Here is an 18,983-nt window from a genome sequence, read left to right as displayed (position 1 = left end):
TTTGATCTGCTGGTTTTTGACTGACCTGCGAACCGCCAACCGACTGCGTAATCGTTTTTACCGCGTGTGTATCGCGTGTGTTGCATCGCCGCGACTGCACGGGCGCGCGAACGCCCGCGCATTACTTGCGCGGGCCGTAGCCCTTGAACTTCTCGATGACCTCCTCCATTTGCGCATCCGAAAGCAGCGGCGGCTCGCCCAGTTGGCACGCCAGCAAATACTGCTTCGCGAGCACTTCCACTTCGTGGGCGAGCCACAGCGCCCGCGCGAGATCGCGCCCAAGCGCAATGACCCCGTGATGCGCGAGCAGGCATGCGAGCCGCTCGTGCAGCGCTTCGAGCGCGTGGTCGGAGAGCGCCTGACTGCCGAAGGTTGCATACGGTGCGCAGCGAATCGAATTGCCGCCCGCCGCGGCCACCATGTAGTGATGCGCGGGAATGCCCCGGCTGTGAATTGCAAGCGCCGTGGCGGCTTGCGAATGCGTATGGACCACGGCGTTCACGTCGGCGCGCGCGCGCAGAATGTCGCGATGAAAACGCCACTCCGAAGAAGGGCGTTGTGCTTCGAACAGCGGATCGTCGTCGCGCACATCGAGCGGCATCCACACGATGCGCTCGCGCGTAAGCGCGGCGCTCGGCACGCCACTCGGGGTAATCAGGAGGCCGTCATGCCAGCGCGCGCTCACGTTGCCCGACGTGCCCTGATTGATGCCGAGACGCTCCATCTCGCGCGAGGTGTCGACGATCTGCTGGCGCATTTCGGTCTCCGCCCGCACATCGCGCGCGCGTTGCGCCGTCTCGCCCGCACGGCGCGCTTCGCTCGCGCCGCTCACGCTGCCGCTCCGGTCGCGAAAAGCGCCGCCAGATTCGCCTCGAATGGTGCGCGTACGATACCGCGCTCCGTCACGATGCCGGTCACGAGCGCATGCGGCGTCACGTCGAACGCCGGGTTGCGTACCTGGATGCCCTCGGGCGCGGTGCGTTGCCCCGCGAGATGCGTCACCTCCGCGGCGCCGCGCTCCTCGATCACGATGTCCGCGCCGCTCGCAGTACGCAGATCGAGCGTGGACGAAGGGCATGCCACGTAGAAGGGAATACCGAAATGCTTCGCCGCGATCGCCACGCCGAGCGTGCCGATCTTGTTCGCGACGTCGCCATTCGCGGCCACGCGGTCGGTGCCGACGATCACGAGGTCGATGAGCCCCTGGGCCATCAATGTGGGCGCCATGCTATCGGTGATCAACGTCACGTCGAGCCCCGCCTGCTGCAACTCGTAGGCGGTGAGCCGCGCGCCTTGCAGGAGCGGTCGCGTTTCGTCCGCATAGACACGAAACGCCACGCCGTCCCGATGCGCGCAGTAGAGCGGCGCGGTCGCCGTGCCGATGCCGGCCGTGGCCAGCGCACCGGCATTGCAGTGCGTAAGCACGCCGCTGCCGGGTGTGATCAGCGCGCGCCCCGCTTCGCCGATCTGCGCGCACAACTCGATATCCTCTTGATGAATGCGCTTGGCCTCGGCAACGAGCGCTTCGTACTGCGCTGTTCCCGTCGCGCCCGGCGTGGCGCGTGCGCGCGAAAGCATCCGCTCTAGCGCCCAGCGCAGATTCACCGCTGTGGGCCGCGCGCTGTCCAGATACGCGGCGTGCGCTTCGAGCCGCGCGAGAAAAGTATCGCGTGAATCGGCCGGCTCGCGCCGCATCGCCACGCACAGCCCGTAGGCGGCGGCGACACCGATCGCGGGTGCGCCGCGAACGCGCAGTTCGTGTATCGCGCGCCAGACCGCCTCGACCGTGTCCACGGTTTCGACCACGCACTCGCGTGGCAAACGTGTCTGGTCGAGCAGATAAAGGGTGCCGTCGCGCCACTCGATGGTGGGGGGAAGACTCGATTGTTGCGCCTGCAACGTCATACTTTCTCCGTCGATGCGGGTTGTCCGGACTGTTCGGGCTGCGCCGCTCATTGTGGCAGCCGGTTTGCGCTTACGCCGATTCCGCGAGTACCTGAGCGGCCAGCGCGGTGACCGCCTCGATCGAAGCCAGCTCGCGACGCCGCACCAGCAGCGCTTCGGCAAGTTTCAGGCAACGCACTTCGATCTGCGCCCGCACCATTTCGTCCTTGATACTCGTAATTTCCGCCACCTTCGCCATACCCACGATGCGGCGGATCATCTTGCAGCCCGCAAAGCCGAGCGTATCGGCGAAGAGCCGCCTGATAAAAACGTCGCGGAAGGCCTCCGCCGCAGGCGTGCCTGCCGGACCGCCAATGTACGCCTGGCCCGTCTCGCGCTCGTGCGTGCGCCAGATCTGCCCGAACTTCTGCGCGAAAGCGTTCCATACGGCCTCGACTTGTTCGAGCAGCCAGCCCTGGTATACGGCGGGCTCACGCCCTGCCTCGCGGTCGTGCCAGTCGCGCGCGTAATACGCGAGCAGCAGGTTCGCAATGAACGCGCCGGTATCGAAGCCCATCGGCCCATAAAAAGCGAACTCGGGGTCGATCACATAGGTCTCGTGTTCGTTCGCCATGATCGAGCCCGTATGCAGATCGCCGTGCACGAGCGTTTCCGCATGGTTCATGAAGGCCCACTTCATTTCGCCCGCCGCAATGCGCAACGGCTCGTGCGTGCGCAGCCGTTCGATCGCCGCCGCAGGCAGCGCGGGGCTGTAGACGTTCGAAGGATGATCTTCGAACGGGAACGTGAAGACGAGTTCCTCAGTGATCTTGCACAATTCCGTATTGATGTCGCCGCCCACCGCCGCTTTCTTTGCATCCGGCGCAAGATAGAGGTCGGAGCCATGGAACAGTGTGCGCGCGAGATACGTGGTAATGTGCTCGGCGAGCCGCGGATACACGACGCCGTCGATCAGCCCCCCACGCAGCACGCGATGCGAATCGAGCCGCTGCATGACCATGAGGAACTTCTCGTTGTCCGCGTGAAAAACGCGTGGCACGTGCTCCGGGCACAGTGCGCCGAAGCGCCGCAACGCCGCCACTTCGCGCTCCATGCGCTCGCGCGGCAAGGGCCACGCTTCGCCAACCAGCCGCAGGTACGGCGGCGCCTGCTTCACAACGACGCTCAGGCGCGGGTCGCGCGCGCTGCTCACGAAGTAGACGTAGTTGAGGTTGCCGTCGCCCACTTCGACGACCTGCAATTCGCTGTCGTCGCCAAGCCTTGCGCAAACGGCCGGAATACCCAGCAGGTATTCGGTCAGTTCGGAAGAGCTGAAAGCTTCGAAGTGCATACGTTTCCTGTCGGGAAAATGGGCCGCTGGCCCGCCTAACGTCGCTTGCGCACGAGATCGAACTTGAAAATGCTGGCGTTGTAATAGTCGTTGCTGTAGCAGACCGCGCGACCGGTCTCATCGAAATCCACTTCGTCGATCAGCAGAAACATGCCGATGTTCTCCTGCAATTCCGGCAAATCGCGCGGGGTGAGAATGGTCGGCTGGATCGAACTATGGGTGTGGGAAAGCCGCACGCCCGCGCGCTCCAGCGTGCCGAACAGCGACTCGCCCAGTTCATGCCCTTCCAGCAACGCCTTCGGAACGATATCGATGCAGTACGCGGCAATCGCATCGTCGGCGCGACGCACGCGCTCGAACCGCACGCAGGGATCGCCTTCGGCGAGGCCGAGTTTTAGCGCGAGACTGCCGGAAGCCGCGATCGTCCTCACCTGCAAGCGGCTCGTGGAAGGCACCGCCCCGACACTGCGTATCATGTCCGTCACAGACATCAGATCATCCAGACCGCCTTGCAGCTTGAGCGTAATTTGTCTGACGAAGGTCCCCTTGCCGTGCACACGCGTGAGAAGACCGTGGGAAATCATCTGCGCGACCGCCTCCCGCAGGCTGGAGCGGCCCACGCCCAACAGCTCGCAAAGTTCGGGCTCCGGCGGGATTTGATCGCCCGGCTTGAGCGAGCGCTCGCGGATCATTTCCAGCAGCGAATCCTGGATTCGCTCGCACATCGACTGATCGACGCTCAGGCGCATGTTTGCCGCATCGTTGCGTGGGTTGGGTACATAGGGCTCCAATCTACATCAGACGTCTGATGTCTTGGCTCGTGGTTTTCCCTCTCATGCGGCGCAACATGACGATGGCCGCGGCGGCGCGCGGCGTTATTTGATACTGACCGAAAGCGCCGCGGACTCGAGCAGTTCTTCGAGCCCGAGCCACAAAATCTGCAGGCCGATGCACAGCAGCACGAATGCGAGCAGCCGCATCAGTACTTCGGTGCCAACCGGCCCGAGCCGCTTGCCCACGTGCCCCGCGAAACGCACGCACAGATAAATGCAGCCGCAAAGCACGATCAGCGCGAGCAACACGCCCACGACATTGACGAGTTGCACGTGACCGCGCGGCCGGCCGGTGCCCAGCGCAATCGCGACCGCAATCGACCCCGGCCCAACGGTGACCGGCAGCGTGAGCGGATAAAACGCCGTGGCGCGCAGCGTCGCTCTGCGCACCGGGTCCGGCGGCGCCTGCGAGGCCGAGCTATCCCCGCCATCGGACGACTTGTGAAGCAGATTCCAGCCCGCGAACGCAATGACCAACCCGCCCGCGACCCGCAAAACCGGTATCGATATGCCGAAAAACGAGAGCACATAGGCCCCCATGATCAGCGAGCCGAGCAGGATGAACAGGCTGTTGATGGCGATGATGCGCGCGAGAAATGCGCGGTCGCTGGCGCTCGCATGCGGCAGCATGCTCAGCACGATGAACCCCGCCGCCGGCGGATTGAGCACAGGAAAGAGCCCGGCGAAGACGAGGAGGAACGTGTCGGAGAGTTGATTGAGCATCTCTGCGCTCCCTTGGCTTCGCGAAGTATATGGGCCCGCTCGAGGCCCGTTCCATACGACGATGGTCCCACTGAACGATCATTATGGAGCCGGAATGGAACTTCATCGTCCAATGTGGCTCGAACAAAGCCGCCAAAATCCCAAAGCACGCTGCGCAAAGCCGGCGTTCAAGCCCATTTGTCGATGCCTCTTGTTTCCCGACTTCGGTTGCTGCCCAGTCTGCTCGTGCTGATTGCCGCAGGCCTCGCGGCTGGCGCGTCTCCCGCTTCGGCTCGCGCTACCGTTCATCACACGGCGGCCGAAGGAACTGCCCACGCACCGTCCAAAAAGAAAAAGAGAGTCGCGCACAAGATGAAACCGGCACATCGCTCGATGCCTGCCGATGCGACCGCCACCAGACTCTCGGGACCGAAGCGCCGTACCAAACGTGCGAAACCGAAGCTCAGCTCGCCGCCGGTTCCTCAACACACGGCATACGCGAGCGCCAAGAACGCGCACACCCCTCGCCTGCTCGCGCGCTGCGGCTTCACGCCGGCGTCGCGCAAGCAGCTCTTTTCGCATGCGATCTACGTTGTCGACGAAAACACCCACACGCCGCTCTACGCGCGCAACGCCGACGCAGTCGCGCCGATCGCGTCGGTGTCGAAACTCATGACGGCGATCGTCTGGCTCGACAGCGCGCATGCGCCGCTGCAACAACAACTCTCGGTCACGACCGCCGATCTCGACACGCTCAAATTCACGCATTCGCGCCTTGACGTCGGAGCCTCACTCACGCGTGCCAACATGCTGCACGTCGCGCTGATGTCCTCGGAGAACCGCGCGGCTGCGGCGCTCAGCCGCGACTATCCGGGTGGGCGGCCTGCGTTCATCGCGGCGATGAACGCGAAAGCACAGCGTCTGGGCATGACGCACACGCATTTCGTCAACGGGACCGGGCTTTCGCCGCAGAACGTTTCAACCGCGAGCGAGTTGGCGAGCCTCGTGCAGGCGGCCAATGGCTATCCACTCATTCGCCGCTATTCGATCGACCATGAGGAACGCGTGCCCACGGGCCACGGACAGTTGCAGTACGTGAACAGCAATCGGCTGGTGCGCTACGGTCAGGTGCGCGCGAGCGTGCAGAAAACCGGCTTCATCAACGAGTCCGGCCACAATATGGTGATGCGCGTGATGGTGCACGGGCGGCGGCCCGTGATCGTCACACTCCTCGGGAGCGCCACGCCGGAGGGTTCGCGCCTGGACGGCGTGCGTGTTGCGCATTGGCTGTCGTGTTCCTTGCGCTGAGCAAACGCGCCAGGGCTACTTCACATCAACGCCCTGCGTTCGCCGAGCGCATTCCAGCGGCGTATGGCGCGGCTTTCGTGGTCGAAGCCGAGAATGCTCACCGAAGCCGTGTCGAGATACAGATGCTCGCCTAGCGCCGCCGAACCCGAAATCCAGCAGCCCCCCAATGCGCGCAGGAAATGCGCGTGCGAAAACAAGGCCACGCGGCCATGCATGGCCAGCAAGCCGTCGATCACCGCCGCGGCGCGCGCCTGAACGCGCGCGAGATCCTCGCCCTGCGCGATGGGCGAATGCCACACGCTCCAGTCCGGTTCGGTCTTGCGGATGTCGGCGGTCTTGAGGCCTTCGTAGATCCCGTAGTCCCATTCGTGCAGGTCGGCCGAAATTCTCATCTCGCCGCCAAGGCCCGCGAGCTGGCACGTCTCGATGGCCCGTGCCATCGGGCTGCAAAGCACCGCGTCGAAGCGCTGCGTGGCGAGCGACGGCGTCAGCGAGCGCGCCTGCTCGCGTCCGTGCTCGGTGAGCGCAATATCGGTGCGCCCGGTGTGCTGCCCAGATAGGCTCCACTGCGTTTCGCCATGACGGATCAGCCAGACTTCGCGCAGTCCGGAGGACACGCTGGCAGGATTGGCAGACATCGGAAACTCCACGTTCGCGCCCCGCGCGGGACACACGGGATGCCTGCAGCATACCTGTTTCGAGGACATTTCGCCGCGCCGCGGCCACCGTGTTTCACACGGAATAATGAAGGCATATCGAAAGCGGCGAGGCCACCGTGCCACGCCGTCGCACCATCGATTTGCACTCCGTATCGATTCGCTTTCGCCGCATGCGCACAACATGACGCCGCCGCCTCTTGCGAGACGGCGGCGCCGTGGGTTAGCGATCGTTCATCAGTGATGGCGCTTGATGTCCTTCGCCATGTCCTTTGCGGCCTCCTTCATGTCACCGACGTTCTTGCGTGCCTGGCCGGCTTCCTGCTGGAGGTCGCCCTTCAATTCACGCGCCGGGTTGTCGGTTGCGCGGCCCACGGCCTCGTTGATCTTGCCCTTCACCTTTTCAGCCGTGCCCTTCACCTGGTCCTTGTTCATGGTCCCACTCCACGTAAAAGCGACGGTGTGTCGCGACGCTTCGTATAGCGCATGCACTGTGCCCGAGGTGCCCGGTGGCCGCGCGCTGTCGTATTCCGCAGCGCGCTGATTCAGGGACGCAACGTCAGGTCGGCCGTCAATCGTGCGCCATGGCCCGGTCGATCGAGATCTGCGTGGGCATCATGTTGACGTTCGCGTTGTGCATGACCCACAGCGAAAGCCCGACGATCACCGCAATCAGAAACGCCGTGCAGATAAAGATCGCCGTATTCGAACGCTGCTCGCGCGACGCGCCGATGTGCAGGAAATACACGAGTTGCACGACAAGCTGCGCAATACAGAGCACGACGATGGCGGCCAGCCCGAAGCCCGGCGAAACGACTCGAAACATCACGACGCCGAACGATGCCAGCGTGAGCACGAGCGAGAGCACGGTGCCGATCATGTAGCCCTTGAGGCTGCCGTGCGACGCGTCATGCACGGCGTGATGAGTGGCATGAGATTGGCTCACAGGAAACCTCGCAGATAAACGAACGTAAACACACAGATCCACACGAGATCGAGAAAGTGCCAAAAGAGGCTCAGGCACGCGAGGCGGCGGCGGACCGTGCCGGTCAGGCCAAACTTGAAGGTCTGGTGCATCATGATCGCGATCCACAGCAGACCCGCGGTGACATGCAGTCCGTGCGTGCCGACCAGCGTGAAATACGCCGAAAGGTACGCGCTCGTGCCGGGCCCCGCGCCATCGGCGATGAGTTTGGCGAACTCGTTCAACTCCATCGCGACAAAGCCCGCACCGAACAGGAACGTCACCGCGAGCCACGCAATCACCTGGCCGCGCCGCTGCGCGTAGAGACCCAGCATGGCCATGCCGAACGTGACGCTGCTCGCCAGCAGCAGCAGTGTTTCGCCCAATACGTACGGCAGTTCGAACAGATCCTTCGCACCCGGACCGCCTGCCGTCGCATTCGCGAGCACGCCGAAGGTGGCGAAGAGCGTCGCGAAGATGAGGCAGTCGCTCATCAGGTAGATCCAGAAGCCTAGTGTGGTCTTGGCGCTGTCGTCGTGACCATGACCATGGGCGTGAGTAATAGCAGCGTGAGCCATGGTTTAAGCCATCTCCTCGAGTTGCTCGGATTGATCGAAACGCCGGATGCCGAGTTGCCTGAAGCGCGCGTTTTCAATGCGCTCGACCTCGGCCGCCGGGACCCAGTAATCCACATCCTGGTCGTAGGTGCGCACGATGAACGTGGCGATCATGCCCACGAGCCCCACCGCCGCGAACAGCCACATGTGCCACACGATCGCGAAGCCGAACAGCAGGCTGAACGCGGCGATGATGAAGCCCGCGCCCGTGTTGCGCGGCATGTGGATGTCTTCGTACTTGCGCGGCTGCACGTAGGCGCGGCCGGCTTCCTTGTTGTCCCAGTGCTGCTCCATCGAGGTGATCTCCGGCAGCACGGCGAAGTTGTAGAACGGCGCAGGCGAAGCGGTCGACCATTCGAGGCTGCGGCCGTCCCACGGGTCGCCGGTCACGTCGCGGTTCGCTTCGCGATCACGCAGGCTCACCACGATCTGCACGATGAACGCAAGAATGCCGAGGCCCACGAACACTGCGCCCACGAGCGCCACTACGAGCCACGGATGCCACTCGGCCACTTCGTAGTGGTTCATGCGGCGCGTCATGCCCTCGAAGCCGAGGATGTAGAGCGGCGTGAACGCGAGCCAGTAGCCGATCAGCCAGCACCAGAACGACACCTTGCCCCAGAACTCATTGAGCGTGAAACCGAACACCTTGGGGAACCAGAAGCTCACGCCTGCGAGGCAGCCGAACACCACGCCGCCGATGATCACGTTGTGAAAGTGCGCAACGAGAAAGAGCGAGTTGTGCAGCACGAAGTCCGCGCCCGGCACGGCCAGCAGCACGCCGGTCATGCCGCCCACCGCGAACGTCACCATGAAGCCGATGGTCCACAGCGTGGCGCTGTGATAGCGAATGCGGCCGCGATACATCGTGAAGAGCCAGTTGAAGAGCTTCACGCCGGTCGGGATCGAAATGACCGTGGTCATGATGCCGAAGAACGCGTTGACGTTCGCGCCCGAGCCCATCGTGAAGAAGTGGTGCAGCCAGACGAAGAACGAGAGAATGCCGATCGACGACGTGGCATAGACCATCGACTTGTAGCCGAATAGCGGCTTGCCCGAAAACGTCGCGATGATTTCCGAGTACGCACCGAACGCAGGCAGGATCAGGATGTACACCTCCGGGTGACCCCAGACCCAGATCAGGTTGATGTACATCATCGCGTTGCCGCCCAGCTCGTTCGTGAAGAAATGCATGTCGAAGTAGCGGTCCATCGTGAGCAGCGCGAGCGTGCCGGTAAGCACCGGGAACACGGCGACGATCAGGATGTTGGTGATGAACGCCGTCCACACGAACACCGGCATCTTCATCATGTCCATGCCCGGCGCGCGCATGCGCAGGATCGTGACGATGAAGTTGATGCCCGAGAGCGTGGTGCCTAGACCCGATAGTTGCAGCGACCATATGTAGTAATCCATACCAACGGTCGGACTATAGCCAAGCTCCGATAGCGGTGGATACGCCACCCACCCCGTGGCCGCGAAATCGCCCACGAACATCGAGACCATCACGAGCACCGCGCCCACCACGGAGAGCCAGAAGCTCAGCGAGTTGACGAACGGATAAGCCACGTCGCGCGCACCGATCTGCAGCGGCACGACCACGTTCATCAAGCCGAGAATGAGCGGCGTGGCCACGAAGAAGATCATGATGACGCCATGCGCCGTGAAGATCTGGTCGTAGTGATGCGGCGGCAGATAGCCCGCCGAGTCGCCGTAGGCAATAGCTTGTTGCGCGCGCATCATGATCGCGTCGGCGAAACCGCGCAGCAGCATGACGACCGCAAGAATGATGTACATGACGCCAATGCGCTTGTGATCGACCGAGGTGATCCACTCGCGCCACAAATAGCCCCACTTGCCAGCGATCGTGATCGCGGCGAGCAAGGCGAGGCCGCCGAGCGCGACGACAGCGCCCGTGCCCATGATGATCGGCTCGTGCCAGGGAACGGCGTCGAGCGTGAGTTTTCCGAACATGGTGTGATTACTCCGCTGCCAGGATGGCGCTACGGTTGAGCTTGAGCGCCGAGGCGCTCGCGCCAGGGGGCGCGCTGTGAGCCGCGCTGGGGACCGTGCCGCAAATCGGGTTGCCGTGCACGTCGCGCATGTATTTGCCGACCACGCCGTCGAACAGGCCCGGCGCGACATTCGAATAGAGCGTCACGGGCGTCTTTTCGCCAGGTTGCGCGAGCTGTTCGTAGGCTGCGCGGCTCAGCATCGTGGGCGACGCCTTGGCTTGCGCGATCCACGCGTCGAAATCGGCGCGGCTCTTGGCTAGCGTGTCGAAATGCATGTCGGAGAAGCCCGGGCCGCTGAAGGCCGCCGAGCGGCCCGCATACACACCGGGCTCGTTCGCGATGAGGTGCAGCTTCGTCTGCATGGCCGGCATCGCATACACCTGGCTGCCCAGTTGCGGAATGAAGAACGAATTCATCAGCGACTCGGCGGTGAGGTTGAACTCAACGGGCGTGTCCACGGGAATCGCGAGCTGGTTCACGGAAGCCACACCGTAATCCGGGTAGATGAACAGCCACTTCCAGTTGAGCGCGACCACGTCCACGCGCACCGGCTTCGTTTGCGATTCGATCGGGCGATACGGGTCGAGCGAGTGTGTGGTGCGCCAGATGAGCACGGCGAGCGTGAGCACGATCACGCAGGGAATCGTCCACACCACCACTTCAATGGCCGTGGAATGCGACCAGCGCGGCGCGTAGGTCGCACTCGTATTGGAAGCCCGGTAGCGCCACGCGAACCACAGCGTGAGCGCGATCACGGGAATCACGACGAGCAGCATCAGCCCGAGCGCGATCAGAATCAGATTCTTTTCCTGCACGCCGATATCGCCCTTCGGGGCGAGCAGCGCCATGTTGCAGCCGCTGAGCAGCACGAGCGGCGCGGCCACCGCGGCGAGGGCCGCGCGGCGCGCGAGGCGGGCAAGAAGCGGAGGATGTGATGAAGAAGGCGGGCCGGCCGTAGCGGCCCGCCCTGAGCGAGGGTCTGGATTGCGCATGTCTGGTTCCAAGGTTGACGTTCGCGCAAACCCATCCATACGTGCTCACTCTGCTGCCGCACGAACCGCCCCGCAGGGCCGTCACAGAAGCCATACATAGCCTATATGTATGGATTTACGCGCTTCATGCACGCATGCTAGAGTAAGACATGACGCATACATCCGCGACACAATGACACACAACCACCCTGCCGAAAGCGGCGGCGAGATCAACGTATGGGCCACGGCAATGCAGTCCGGCAACGGCCCGCGTTATCTGCGGCTCGCCGAATTCATCGAAGGTGCGGTGGCGCAAGGCACGCTGCGCCCCGGCGAACGCGTGCCCGCGCAACGCAGCCTCGCCACTCTGCTTTCAGTCGATCTGACCACCGTCACGCGCGGCTTCAACGAAGCGCGGCGACGCGGGCTGATCGAGGCGCGCGGGCCACTTGGTACGTTCATCGCCGCGCCACGCGCCGAGTGGCTGCAGCGCGTGGACCTCAGCATGAACATTCCGCCCGCACCCGCTGGCCTCGACATGAACGCGCTGCTGCGCGAAGGCATGGCGCGCGTGCTGGTACGCAGCGACGCCGATCTGCTGATGACCTACCACATGGGCGGCGGCGGCCGCGCCGACTGGCAAGCGGGCGCGAAGTGGCTGCAGCCCATGCTCGGCCCCGTTGCGCCGGAGCGCGTGGTGGTCTGCCCAGGCGCACAAGCGGCGCTCGCCGCGCTCATCCTCGCCTTCACGCAGCCTGGCGACGTCATCCTCGCAGAGCCGCTGCTCTACCCGGGCCTGCCGCACGCGGCGGCGCAACTGGGCCGCCGTATCGAGCCCATTGCCGTCGATGCCCACGGCATGCGGCCCGACGCGCTGGAAGCAGCTTGCCGCGAGCACGCGGCGCGGCTCATCTACCTGAACCCCACGCTGCAGAACCCGACCACGGCGACCATGCCAGAGGCGCGCCGCCTCGAGATCGTGCAGGTCGCGCAGCGCTGCGGCGCGCGCATCGTCGAAGACGATCCTTATTGGCGCTTCGCGCCCGATGCGCCCGCGCCGCTCGCGCGCATCGCGCCCGCTCAGGTCTGCTATCTCGCAACGCTGTCCAAAACGCTCTCGCCTGGTTTGCGCACGGCCTATCTCGCGCTGCCCGATGAAGAGGCACATACGCGCCTCGTGAGCGCGCTGCGCACGTTCTCGCTCATGGCCGCACCGCTTACCAACTCGCTCGCCACGCACTGGATCGAAGAAGGCATCGCCGAGCAAATCTTTGCCGATGTGAAGACCGAGGCGCGCGAGCGCCAGCGCGTCGCGGCGCACACGTTGGGATCGTCGGCGGGCGCGGGAATTCATCTCTGGTACACGCTGCCGCGCTACTGGCAGGCGCGCGAACTGGCCGTCGCCGCGAGCAGCGAAGGCCTCGCCGTCGCGCCCTCCACGGCCTTCCAGCAAGGCCCGGAAACCGCGAACGCGATCCGCATTTCACTAGGCGCGACGGGCGGCCGCGAACCATTGCAGGCCGCGCTGCGCAAGCTCTCGGCACTGCTCGCGAACGACCGCGGCACGCAGACGCAAGTGATCGTGTGACGGCCATGATTCATGCAAAAACTGCAATTTCGCCATGAAAACAATGCAGTAGACAGCTAGTTTTGGCGCCCCTCTAATTAGCACGGTCATGCTTTTTTGATGACTTTTCACACAATTAGAGGAGGAGACTTTCATGCGGGCACGCGTGCATGGAATGTGTGGCATCGCGCTGGCGCTGGCCGCCGGCGGCGCAGCGGCAGCCGATTCGAGCGTCACGTTGTACGGCGTTGCCGACACGTATCTGCAATACCTTGGCAACGGCGGCAGCCATACGTTCGCCATGAAAAGCGGCGGCTCGACGGGCTCGCTGTTCGGCCTGAAGGGCGTGGAGGATCTGGGCGGCGGCCTCACGGCGCAGTTCACCGTGGAGTCGGGCTTCAATATCAACAACGGCGGCCTGTTCGCCGACACCAGCACGCTCTTTTATCGCCAGTCGTGGGTGGGCCTCAAGGACGAGCGCTACGGCTCGCTCACGTTCGGCCGGCAGTACGACGCGAGCTTTCGCGTGGTGTATCCGACCGACCCGTTCAAGGTCGACGAAACGCTCTCGCCGTTCGCCGCTTTCGTGCTCACGCCCGAGCGCAACACGCTCTCCACGCAGTACGACGGCGGCCGCCTGAGCAACTCCGTTCTGTATCAAACGCCCAAATTCTACGGCGTGCAGGCCTACGCCATGTACGCGTTCCCGGCCACGGTTACGCAGCCCGTGACGGCGACGACGGGCAACGTGCTGAACCTCGGCATCAACTATTCGGGCGCGGGGCTTTATGCCGGGTTCGCCTACCTGTATCAGCATCCCGGCCAGGAGACGATCACGGGGCTGCCGGGGCCGCTCACCCTGCTCGGCACCGAGCATTTCATCGGCGCGCTCGCCTATCGCATCGGCATCGTCAATCTTCAGGCGAACTACTCGTACCAGCGCGCGAACGATCCCGCGCCGCACACGCTCGCCGCAGTGCTCGGCACGGCGCATTCGCTGAGCATCGCCGAGGTCGGCGCGACGATCCAGGCCACGTCAGTCGACGAGATCCAGCTCGCGGCGCTGTATCGCAACGTGCGCGGCGCGCATGACAACACGCCAGGCTTCCAGATCGGCGCCGACCATTGGATTTCGAAGCGCACGAGCTTCTACGTGCGGGCGGGCTACTTCAAGAACAATGGCAGCGCCACCGTGAGTTGGCCCGGCGTGAGCGTGACCCAGGCGGGCACGAAGCAGTACATGGCGGCGCTCGGCATGACGCATCGGTTCTGAGCGGTCGCGGCGGCGCGAGCCACGTCGCGCACCGGCAGCAAGCGCCGGCAGGAATCGACACGCGCAAGCGCGGCTTTCTCGGCCCGCGCTTGCGCTTTTTTGTGGCTTGCCCTGGCATCGCAATTGCTACGGTCTACCGTTTCGCTTCTTCGGTGCGGCTGCGCGGCCGCACCCACATAATGGCAAAGACGCAGCTTTACGGCGCAAGTACACTCGGCGGAGGAGCCGACGGCCGGATTCGAGTAACCGCGCCCGCAAGGGCGCTCCAATTGCGGGAGAGACGAGAATGGCAAACGAGCAAATGCTTGCGCAGATGCGCGACAAACCGGGCTTCATCGCGGCGCTGGACCAGAGCGGCGGCTCGACGCCTGGCGCGCTGCTTCAGTACGGCATCCCCGAAAGCGCGTATAGCGGCGACGCCGAAATGTTCCGCCTGATGCACGAGATGCGCGTGCGCATCATCAGCGCCCCCGCATTCACGGGCAAGAAGGTGATTGGTGCGATCCTCTTCGAAGCGACCATGGATGGCAAGGCGCAAGGCAAGCCCGTGCCCGACTTTCTCTGGAACGAGCGCAGCGTCGTGCCGTTCCTCAAAGTCGACAAGGGTCTGGAGGCCGAAGCCGACGGCGTGCGCCTCATGAAGCCGATTCCGGGCCTCGACGCCCTGCTCGAGCGCGCGGTGAAAGCGGGGATTTTCGGCACCAAGATGCGCTCTGTGATCGAGCATGCCTCGGCTTCGGGCATTGCTTCGATTGCCGCGCAGCAATTCGCCTTCGGTGCGCAGATATCCGCTCACGGGCTTGTGCCGATTCTCGAACCCGAAGTCTCGATCAAGGCCCCCGACAAGGCCAAGGCCGAGAAGCTCCTGCGCGACGAACTGCTCAAGGGTCTCGACGCACTGCCCGCCTCGCAGAACGTGATGATCAAGCTCACGATTCCCGATACGCCCGACTTCTATCTGCCGCTCATCGAACATCCGCGCGTGGTGCGCGTCGTGGCGCTGTCCGGCGGCTATTCGCGCACCGACGCGTGTGCGCGCCTCGCGAAGAACCATCGAATGATTGCAAGCTTTTCGCGCGCGCTCATCAACGACCTCACGAAATCGATGAGCGACGCCGAGTTCGACGCCACGCTCGCCGCGAGCATCGACGAAATCTGGAAGGCATCCGTGCAGAAGGGCTGAACCCGGCCTGAACGCGGCCCGAAGCCACGCCGGGCGCGACGCCCGGCCCTGACGCCGATCGGGTACGTAAAAACGCGATGACACGCAGCCGGCCTCATTAATCGGGGCCGGTTATACTTGCGCCTTCGTTTTTCTTCTTATGCACCGGCCATGAGGCAGTTACTCTGCCTGCTCGCCCTGTTGCCGGCCCTCGTGCAAACCGCGGCCGCGCAGGCGCAGCAGCAGGCGCCCGCTAGCGACACCGTCAGCGCATCGGCGGCGAGCGCGGTTGATCCCGCAAGCTCGCCCGCCGCTTCCAGCGCCGTTTCGAAATACCTCACGCAAAAGTTCGGTCTCGCGAAAGAAAAGGCCGCGCAGATTTCGCTCGCCGTGACCGGCGCCGCCGAGAAGTATTCGCTGCCGCCTGCGGTATTGCTCGCCATCATCTCGATCGAGTCGCGCTTTCGCGAAAAGGCGCATGGGGCGAACGGCGCAACCGGACTCATGCAGGTCGTGCCGTCAGCGCATCGCAATATCCTGCATAACAAGGACCTCACCGACCCCGAGGTCAACATCGACGTCGGCTCGTCGATCCTCTATGGCTACGAGCGGGCCGCGGGCGGCGACCTCAACGCCGCGATGAAGAACTACGGCGGCTCGAAAGCCTATGCGGAAAAGATCCGCACGCGCGCCATCGAGTTCAGCCGGGTACTCGACACGGCGAGCGCCCCTGCCGCAAGCGATGCACCCGTAAGCGCCGGGCTCGCGGCTTCGGCGGCCGGGGCCGCCTCCGCGCCTGTGGCGGCGCCCGCGCCGATGTCGGCGGCATCGGCTCAGGCTGCCGTGCCCGGCACCGCTTCCGGCAGCGCGCGCTAACACCGCCGCGCGCGCCGCCTGGATCACACGCCCTCGGCCTCACGCTGGATCGCCGGATAGACGAAGGTGCGCGCGAGATGCGTTTCGCGCGGCACATACAAGCGCAGTGCGAGATAGAAGCGCTCCGCCGGCGCAGGCAGCCAGTTGCGGCGCAAGGTCGGCTCGTCCGGCACGCGCGCCGAGATGGCAATGCGCAGGCCGCCGTCGGCGTCGTATTCCAGGCCGCTCGTGCGGTCGCCGATCGAGTAACGCCCAATGGCATTTTCGGCCAGCATGTACGTCGCCTTTTCGTAGGCGGTCAGCGACCAGAAAGCGTCGACTGCTGGCAGGTTGCCCGGCGCGAAGTGCAGTACATACGATGCGTTGCCGTCGAGCACGGCGCCCTGTGCGTCGGTATCGGCGGTGATGTACATCGCCTCCTGAGCCCCTAGCACGCCGATATAGCAAAGCGCCGCCTGTGCACGCGTGCGGTAGTCCTCGCCAAACGTTGCGCGCACATCCACCGGCAACGCCCACCCTCCACCCAAGGCGAGCGGCGGCTCGCCGGCAAGCTCATGCGTGACGTGCGCAAGCGCCCTTTCGAGCAACGCGCGCTGTTCTTCATCGAGCGTCTTGTCAACGCAGGCAGCGCCGATTCCGCATGCCTCGAAGCGCGCGACATGCGCGCGCGCCTCACGTGGCGGCGGCTCAACAGCAAGCAGGCGATTCACGACCTGCGCAAAACGGTTCACATCTCCGAGCTTTTCGCCTGGCTGCATAGCGGCGTCGATCAGCTTGGGCACCTGCGCCGCGCTGCCGGGCGCCGGTTCGACCGTGAGCTGGTCCTGCAAGTGGTTGGCTGCCTCGAGATCCGCTTCACCGTCCACCAGAATGCGGCCGATCAGCCACACCGTGCTGGTCGGACACGGTATCGCTTGCATGCCCTCGGGCACGTCTGCGCTCCAGTCCGGTCCATGCAGAAAGAATGCACCCGCGTCGCTGCCGGTGGTGCGCGTGCCGATATAGCCAAACGGATTGGTATAGAGGTCGAGCAGGCCCAGCACGTAGTAGCGCGCTTGCATGGCGGGCACGCGGATGACGATTGGCCCGTCGCTCAGATCGAACCACGCACAGGAATAGAGCGTGTCGTTATTGGGCGTCACCACGCGGCGGTTCTGAGGGCCCTGCAGCACACGCGTATGAAACCATTCGTTAGCCCAGCGGTTGGGCGATTCCGGCGACTCGCCCGCGGGGCGCCCCGTGCGATCCACGCGCGGGCCGGTGGCAGAACGCATGCGCGCCATTTCATAAAGCGGAAGCGCGAACTGGACCGCCTCGACGGCCAGATCGAAGCGGGACTGATCGGATGAAAGCGCGGTAATTTCGGGGGATTCGAGTGAAGACATGATATTTCGTATGGCGAATTAATGTGAATCGATGGAAGTGAGCTTTCGGGCGCGAGTCAGGCCGCGACGGCGCGCACCGGCGCAATGGCATAGCGTCCTTCGAGAAACGATGCCTGCGGATGGTAGAAGCGCAGGATCAGATAAAAGCCCCCTGCCGGCGCGGGAAGCCAGTTCGACTGCGAGCTCGGCGCTTCATGCTGGATCTGGATGCGCAGGCCTCCGTCCGCGTCGTATTGCAGGCCGGGCGTGCGATCGCCTATTGCGTAGCGGCGTATCGCGTTGTCGGCAAAGTAGCGGTCCGCGCCATAAAGCGAGAGCGACCAGAGCGCGTCGACGGGCGGCAATTCGCCAGGCGGAAAATAGAGTTCATAGCGGCGGCGGCCCGTTAGGCGCTCACCGGCTTCGTCGAAATCGGCCGTTGCATAGACTGCCTCGTCGGCCGCAAGCGCGCCCAGCCCCTTCATGGCGATGCAGGCGCGCAGCACGTGGGCGTGGCCGTAGCGGCCAAGTCCGAGGCTGTATGTCCAGCTGCGCCGCGCGCGGCTTTCCGTGAAGGCGAGAATCAACCGCTGGGCGTCGGCGTAGGCAAGCCGCAGGCCTTGCTGCACGGTCTCGGGCAACGCCGCCGCGCCGCGCCCGTTCAATGCGCGCACGCCCGCGCGTTCGAGTGCACTGAGCATCGCGGCTTCGTCGTCTTGCGGCGGAAAATCCGCGACCGACTCAAGAACGTTGTCGAAGAAGTCGAGCGCGGCGTCACCGCTTTCGTGCCATTGCCGCACGCAGGCCGGGCCCGCGCCCTGCGCGCCAGCGAGCCGGAAAGCCGCAGCCACATGCTGCGCTCGCGCGAGATCGTCGTCGCCTTGCACGAGTACGCGGCCCAGCATCCACACGAGTTTCGAGGGGCACACGAGCGGGGCTCCGTCGCCAGTCGGGCGCTGTTCCGGCGTGTGCAGAACGAAGCGGCTCCCTCGCGTGCCGGCATTGCGCGGGCTGAGGTTCGTGAAGTTGTTCGTGAAGGCGTCGAGCAGTTCGACCACGTAATAGCGGTCGTCCTCTACGGCTGGAATGTCGAGCACCACCGGCCCGTCGGAAAGATCGATCCACGCATTCAGATAGAGAAAATCGTTGGCGGGCGTCACGATGTCACGGTCTTCATGCGTCCAGCGCTGCATGCTCGCGTGAATCACGTTGAAGGGCCGGCGCAGCGGGCTGGTGGACTGCGCCAGCGTATGCAGCGCACAGGTGCGCATGACCTCGACGACAGGATAACGTGCGATGGCGAGCGGCCCCGCGTACATACGCACCAGTGCGGCGACAGGGTCTTCATGCAGTTTTTCTGGGTTCGCTTCTACAACACTCATTGTTTGGTTGTACATATCAAGATGCCTTGCAAGGATGCTCGCGGAATAAAAATGGCTG

18 protein-coding genes are annotated in these 18,983 nt (G+C 64.2%); 5 read left to right on the top strand and 13 right to left on the bottom strand.

Annotated features, from left to right (window positions below; all coding sequences use genetic code 11):
• Window positions 1–121 precede the first annotated feature (121 nt).
• The 5 genes from U5A65_RS12555 to U5A65_RS12535 form a co-directional block, all read right to left on the bottom strand.
• The gene (locus U5A65_RS12555) at window positions 122–757 is read right to left on the bottom strand and encodes a class II aldolase/adducin family protein (RefSeq protein WP_321946457.1); all 636 of its coding nucleotides are present in this window, start codon (window positions 755–757) and stop codon (window positions 122–124) included.
• 71 nt (window positions 758–828) lie between these two features.
• Window positions 829–1,905: an S-methyl-5-thioribose-1-phosphate isomerase gene (mtnA, locus tag U5A65_RS12550; protein WP_321946417.1), complete on the bottom strand. Its 1,077-nt coding sequence runs from the start codon at window positions 1,903–1,905 to the stop codon at window positions 829–831.
• A gap of 70 nt (window positions 1,906–1,975) precedes the next feature.
• Window positions 1,976–3,235 carry an S-methyl-5-thioribose kinase gene (mtnK, locus tag U5A65_RS12545; RefSeq protein ID WP_321946416.1) on the bottom strand — a complete coding sequence of 420 codons (1,260 nt, stop codon included), beginning with the start codon at window positions 3,233–3,235 and terminating at the stop codon, window positions 1,976–1,978.
• Between the two features lie 35 nt (window positions 3,236–3,270).
• Complete coding sequence (locus tag U5A65_RS12540; protein WP_321916428.1) at window positions 3,271–3,984, bottom strand: GntR family transcriptional regulator; 714 nt, start codon at window positions 3,982–3,984, stop codon at window positions 3,271–3,273.
• Between the two features lie 126 nt (window positions 3,985–4,110).
• A complete protein-coding gene (locus U5A65_RS12535) occupies window positions 4,111–4,791 on the bottom strand; it encodes a MarC family protein (RefSeq protein ID WP_321916427.1) in 681 nt (226 codons plus the stop codon).
• Window positions 4,792–5,142: 351 nt separating this feature from the next.
• Here U5A65_RS12535 and U5A65_RS12530 point away from each other — a divergent pair, with 351 nt between their 5' ends.
• The gene (locus tag U5A65_RS12530) at window positions 5,143–6,078 is read left to right on the top strand and encodes a serine hydrolase (protein ID WP_321946415.1); all 936 of its coding nucleotides are present in this window, start codon (window positions 5,143–5,145) and stop codon (window positions 6,076–6,078) included.
• Window positions 6,079–6,098: 20 nt separating this feature from the next.
• Here the strand turns inward: U5A65_RS12530 and U5A65_RS12525 are convergent, their stop codons facing one another.
• The 6 genes from U5A65_RS12525 to cyoA form a co-directional block, all read right to left on the bottom strand.
• A complete protein-coding gene (locus U5A65_RS12525; RefSeq protein WP_321916425.1) occupies window positions 6,099–6,716 on the bottom strand; it encodes a histidine phosphatase family protein in 618 nt (205 codons plus the stop codon).
• Window positions 6,717–6,971: 255 nt separating this feature from the next.
• Window positions 6,972–7,169 carry a CsbD family protein gene (locus U5A65_RS12520; RefSeq protein ID WP_321916424.1) on the bottom strand — a complete coding sequence of 66 codons (198 nt, stop codon included), beginning with the start codon at window positions 7,167–7,169 and terminating at the stop codon, window positions 6,972–6,974.
• 136 nt (window positions 7,170–7,305) lie between these two features.
• A complete protein-coding gene (gene cyoD / locus U5A65_RS12515; protein ID WP_321916422.1) occupies window positions 7,306–7,680 on the bottom strand; it encodes a cytochrome o ubiquinol oxidase subunit IV in 375 nt (124 codons plus the stop codon).
• Window positions 7,677–8,276: a cytochrome o ubiquinol oxidase subunit III gene (cyoC, locus tag U5A65_RS12510; RefSeq protein ID WP_321916420.1), complete on the bottom strand. Its 600-nt coding sequence runs from the start codon at window positions 8,274–8,276 to the stop codon at window positions 7,677–7,679. Before cyoC ends, cyoD begins: the two co-directional genes overlap by 4 nt.
• A gap of 3 nt (window positions 8,277–8,279) precedes the next feature.
• Window positions 8,280–10,289, bottom strand: a complete 2,010-nt coding sequence (cyoB, locus tag U5A65_RS12505) for a cytochrome o ubiquinol oxidase subunit I (RefSeq protein WP_321946414.1) — start codon at window positions 10,287–10,289, stop codon at window positions 8,280–8,282.
• 7 nt (window positions 10,290–10,296) lie between these two features.
• A complete protein-coding gene (cyoA, locus tag U5A65_RS12500; RefSeq protein WP_415764732.1) occupies window positions 10,297–11,178 on the bottom strand; it encodes a ubiquinol oxidase subunit II in 882 nt (293 codons plus the stop codon).
• 316 nt (window positions 11,179–11,494) lie between these two features.
• Between cyoA and U5A65_RS12495 the strand changes: the two genes are divergently transcribed.
• From U5A65_RS12495 to U5A65_RS12480, 4 genes are all read left to right on the top strand, one after another.
• The gene (locus U5A65_RS12495) at window positions 11,495–12,889 is read left to right on the top strand and encodes a PLP-dependent aminotransferase family protein (RefSeq protein WP_321946412.1); all 1,395 of its coding nucleotides are present in this window, start codon (window positions 11,495–11,497) and stop codon (window positions 12,887–12,889) included.
• A 133-nt stretch (window positions 12,890–13,022) separates the two neighbouring features.
• Entirely contained in the window at window positions 13,023–14,141 is a 1,119-nt protein-coding gene (locus U5A65_RS12490) for a porin (RefSeq protein WP_321916415.1), read from the top strand.
• Between the two features lie 286 nt (window positions 14,142–14,427).
• Complete coding sequence (locus U5A65_RS12485) at window positions 14,428–15,324, top strand: fructose bisphosphate aldolase (RefSeq protein ID WP_321946411.1); 897 nt, start codon at window positions 14,428–14,430, stop codon at window positions 15,322–15,324.
• A 150-nt stretch (window positions 15,325–15,474) separates the two neighbouring features.
• Complete coding sequence (locus tag U5A65_RS12480) at window positions 15,475–16,179, top strand: transglycosylase SLT domain-containing protein (protein ID WP_321946410.1); 705 nt, start codon at window positions 15,475–15,477, stop codon at window positions 16,177–16,179.
• Window positions 16,180–16,202: 23 nt separating this feature from the next.
• Here the strand turns inward: U5A65_RS12480 and U5A65_RS12475 are convergent, their stop codons facing one another.
• Window positions 16,203–17,564: a DUF1254 domain-containing protein gene (locus U5A65_RS12475; RefSeq protein WP_321946409.1), complete on the bottom strand. Its 1,362-nt coding sequence runs from the start codon at window positions 17,562–17,564 to the stop codon at window positions 16,203–16,205.
• A gap of 56 nt (window positions 17,565–17,620) precedes the next feature.
• Window positions 17,621–18,940, bottom strand: coding sequence for a DUF1254 domain-containing protein (locus U5A65_RS12470; protein WP_321946408.1), 1,320 nt, complete (start codon window positions 18,938–18,940; stop codon window positions 17,621–17,623).
• Window positions 18,941–18,983: the final 43 nt, after the last annotated feature.

It is taken from the genome of Paraburkholderia sp. J10-1, assembly GCF_905220165.1.
GTDB lineage: Bacteria > Pseudomonadota > Gammaproteobacteria > Burkholderiales > Burkholderiaceae > Paraburkholderia.
This window is presented reverse-complemented; position numbering and strand designations above follow the sequence as displayed.

Excerpts from the sequence above, each read along its gene's own strand:
- U5A65_RS12555 (WP_321946457.1), bottom strand. The coding sequence starts at position 757 with ATGCGCCAGCAGATCGTCGACACCTCGCGCGAGATGGAGCGTCTCGGC.
- mtnA (WP_321946417.1), bottom strand. The coding sequence starts at position 1,905 with ATGACGTTGCAGGCGCAACAATCGAGTCTTCCCCCCACCATCGAGTGG.
- mtnK (WP_321946416.1), bottom strand. The coding sequence starts at position 3,235 with ATGCACTTCGAAGCTTTCAGCTCTTCCGAACTGACCGAATACCTGCTG.
- U5A65_RS12540 (WP_321916428.1), bottom strand. The coding sequence starts at position 3,984 with ATGCGCCTGAGCGTCGATCAGTCGATGTGCGAGCGAATCCAGGATTCG.
- U5A65_RS12535 (WP_321916427.1), bottom strand. The coding sequence starts at position 4,791 with ATGCTCAATCAACTCTCCGACACGTTCCTCCTCGTCTTCGCCGGGCTC.
- U5A65_RS12530 (WP_321946415.1), top strand. The coding sequence starts at position 5,143 with ATGAAACCGGCACATCGCTCGATGCCTGCCGATGCGACCGCCACCAGA.
- U5A65_RS12525 (WP_321916425.1), bottom strand. The coding sequence starts at position 6,716 with ATGTCTGCCAATCCTGCCAGCGTGTCCTCCGGACTGCGCGAAGTCTGG.
- U5A65_RS12520 (WP_321916424.1), bottom strand. The coding sequence starts at position 7,169 with ATGAACAAGGACCAGGTGAAGGGCACGGCTGAAAAGGTGAAGGGCAAG.
- cyoC (WP_321916420.1), bottom strand. The coding sequence starts at position 8,276 with ATGGCTCACGCTGCTATTACTCACGCCCATGGTCATGGTCACGACGAC.
- cyoB (WP_321946414.1), bottom strand. The coding sequence starts at position 10,289 with ATGTTCGGAAAACTCACGCTCGACGCCGTTCCCTGGCACGAGCCGATC.
- cyoA (WP_415764732.1), bottom strand. The coding sequence starts at position 11,178 with ATGGCGCTGCTCGCCCCGAAGGGCGATATCGGCGTGCAGGAAAAGAAT.
- U5A65_RS12495 (WP_321946412.1), top strand. The coding sequence starts at position 11,495 with ATGACACACAACCACCCTGCCGAAAGCGGCGGCGAGATCAACGTATGG.
- U5A65_RS12490 (WP_321916415.1), top strand. The coding sequence starts at position 13,023 with ATGCGGGCACGCGTGCATGGAATGTGTGGCATCGCGCTGGCGCTGGCC.
- U5A65_RS12485 (WP_321946411.1), top strand. The coding sequence starts at position 14,428 with ATGGCAAACGAGCAAATGCTTGCGCAGATGCGCGACAAACCGGGCTTC.
- U5A65_RS12480 (WP_321946410.1), top strand. The coding sequence starts at position 15,475 with ATGAGGCAGTTACTCTGCCTGCTCGCCCTGTTGCCGGCCCTCGTGCAA.
- U5A65_RS12475 (WP_321946409.1), bottom strand. The coding sequence starts at position 17,564 with ATGTCTTCACTCGAATCCCCCGAAATTACCGCGCTTTCATCCGATCAG.
- U5A65_RS12470 (WP_321946408.1), bottom strand. The coding sequence starts at position 18,940 with ATGTACAACCAAACAATGAGTGTTGTAGAAGCGAACCCAGAAAAACTG.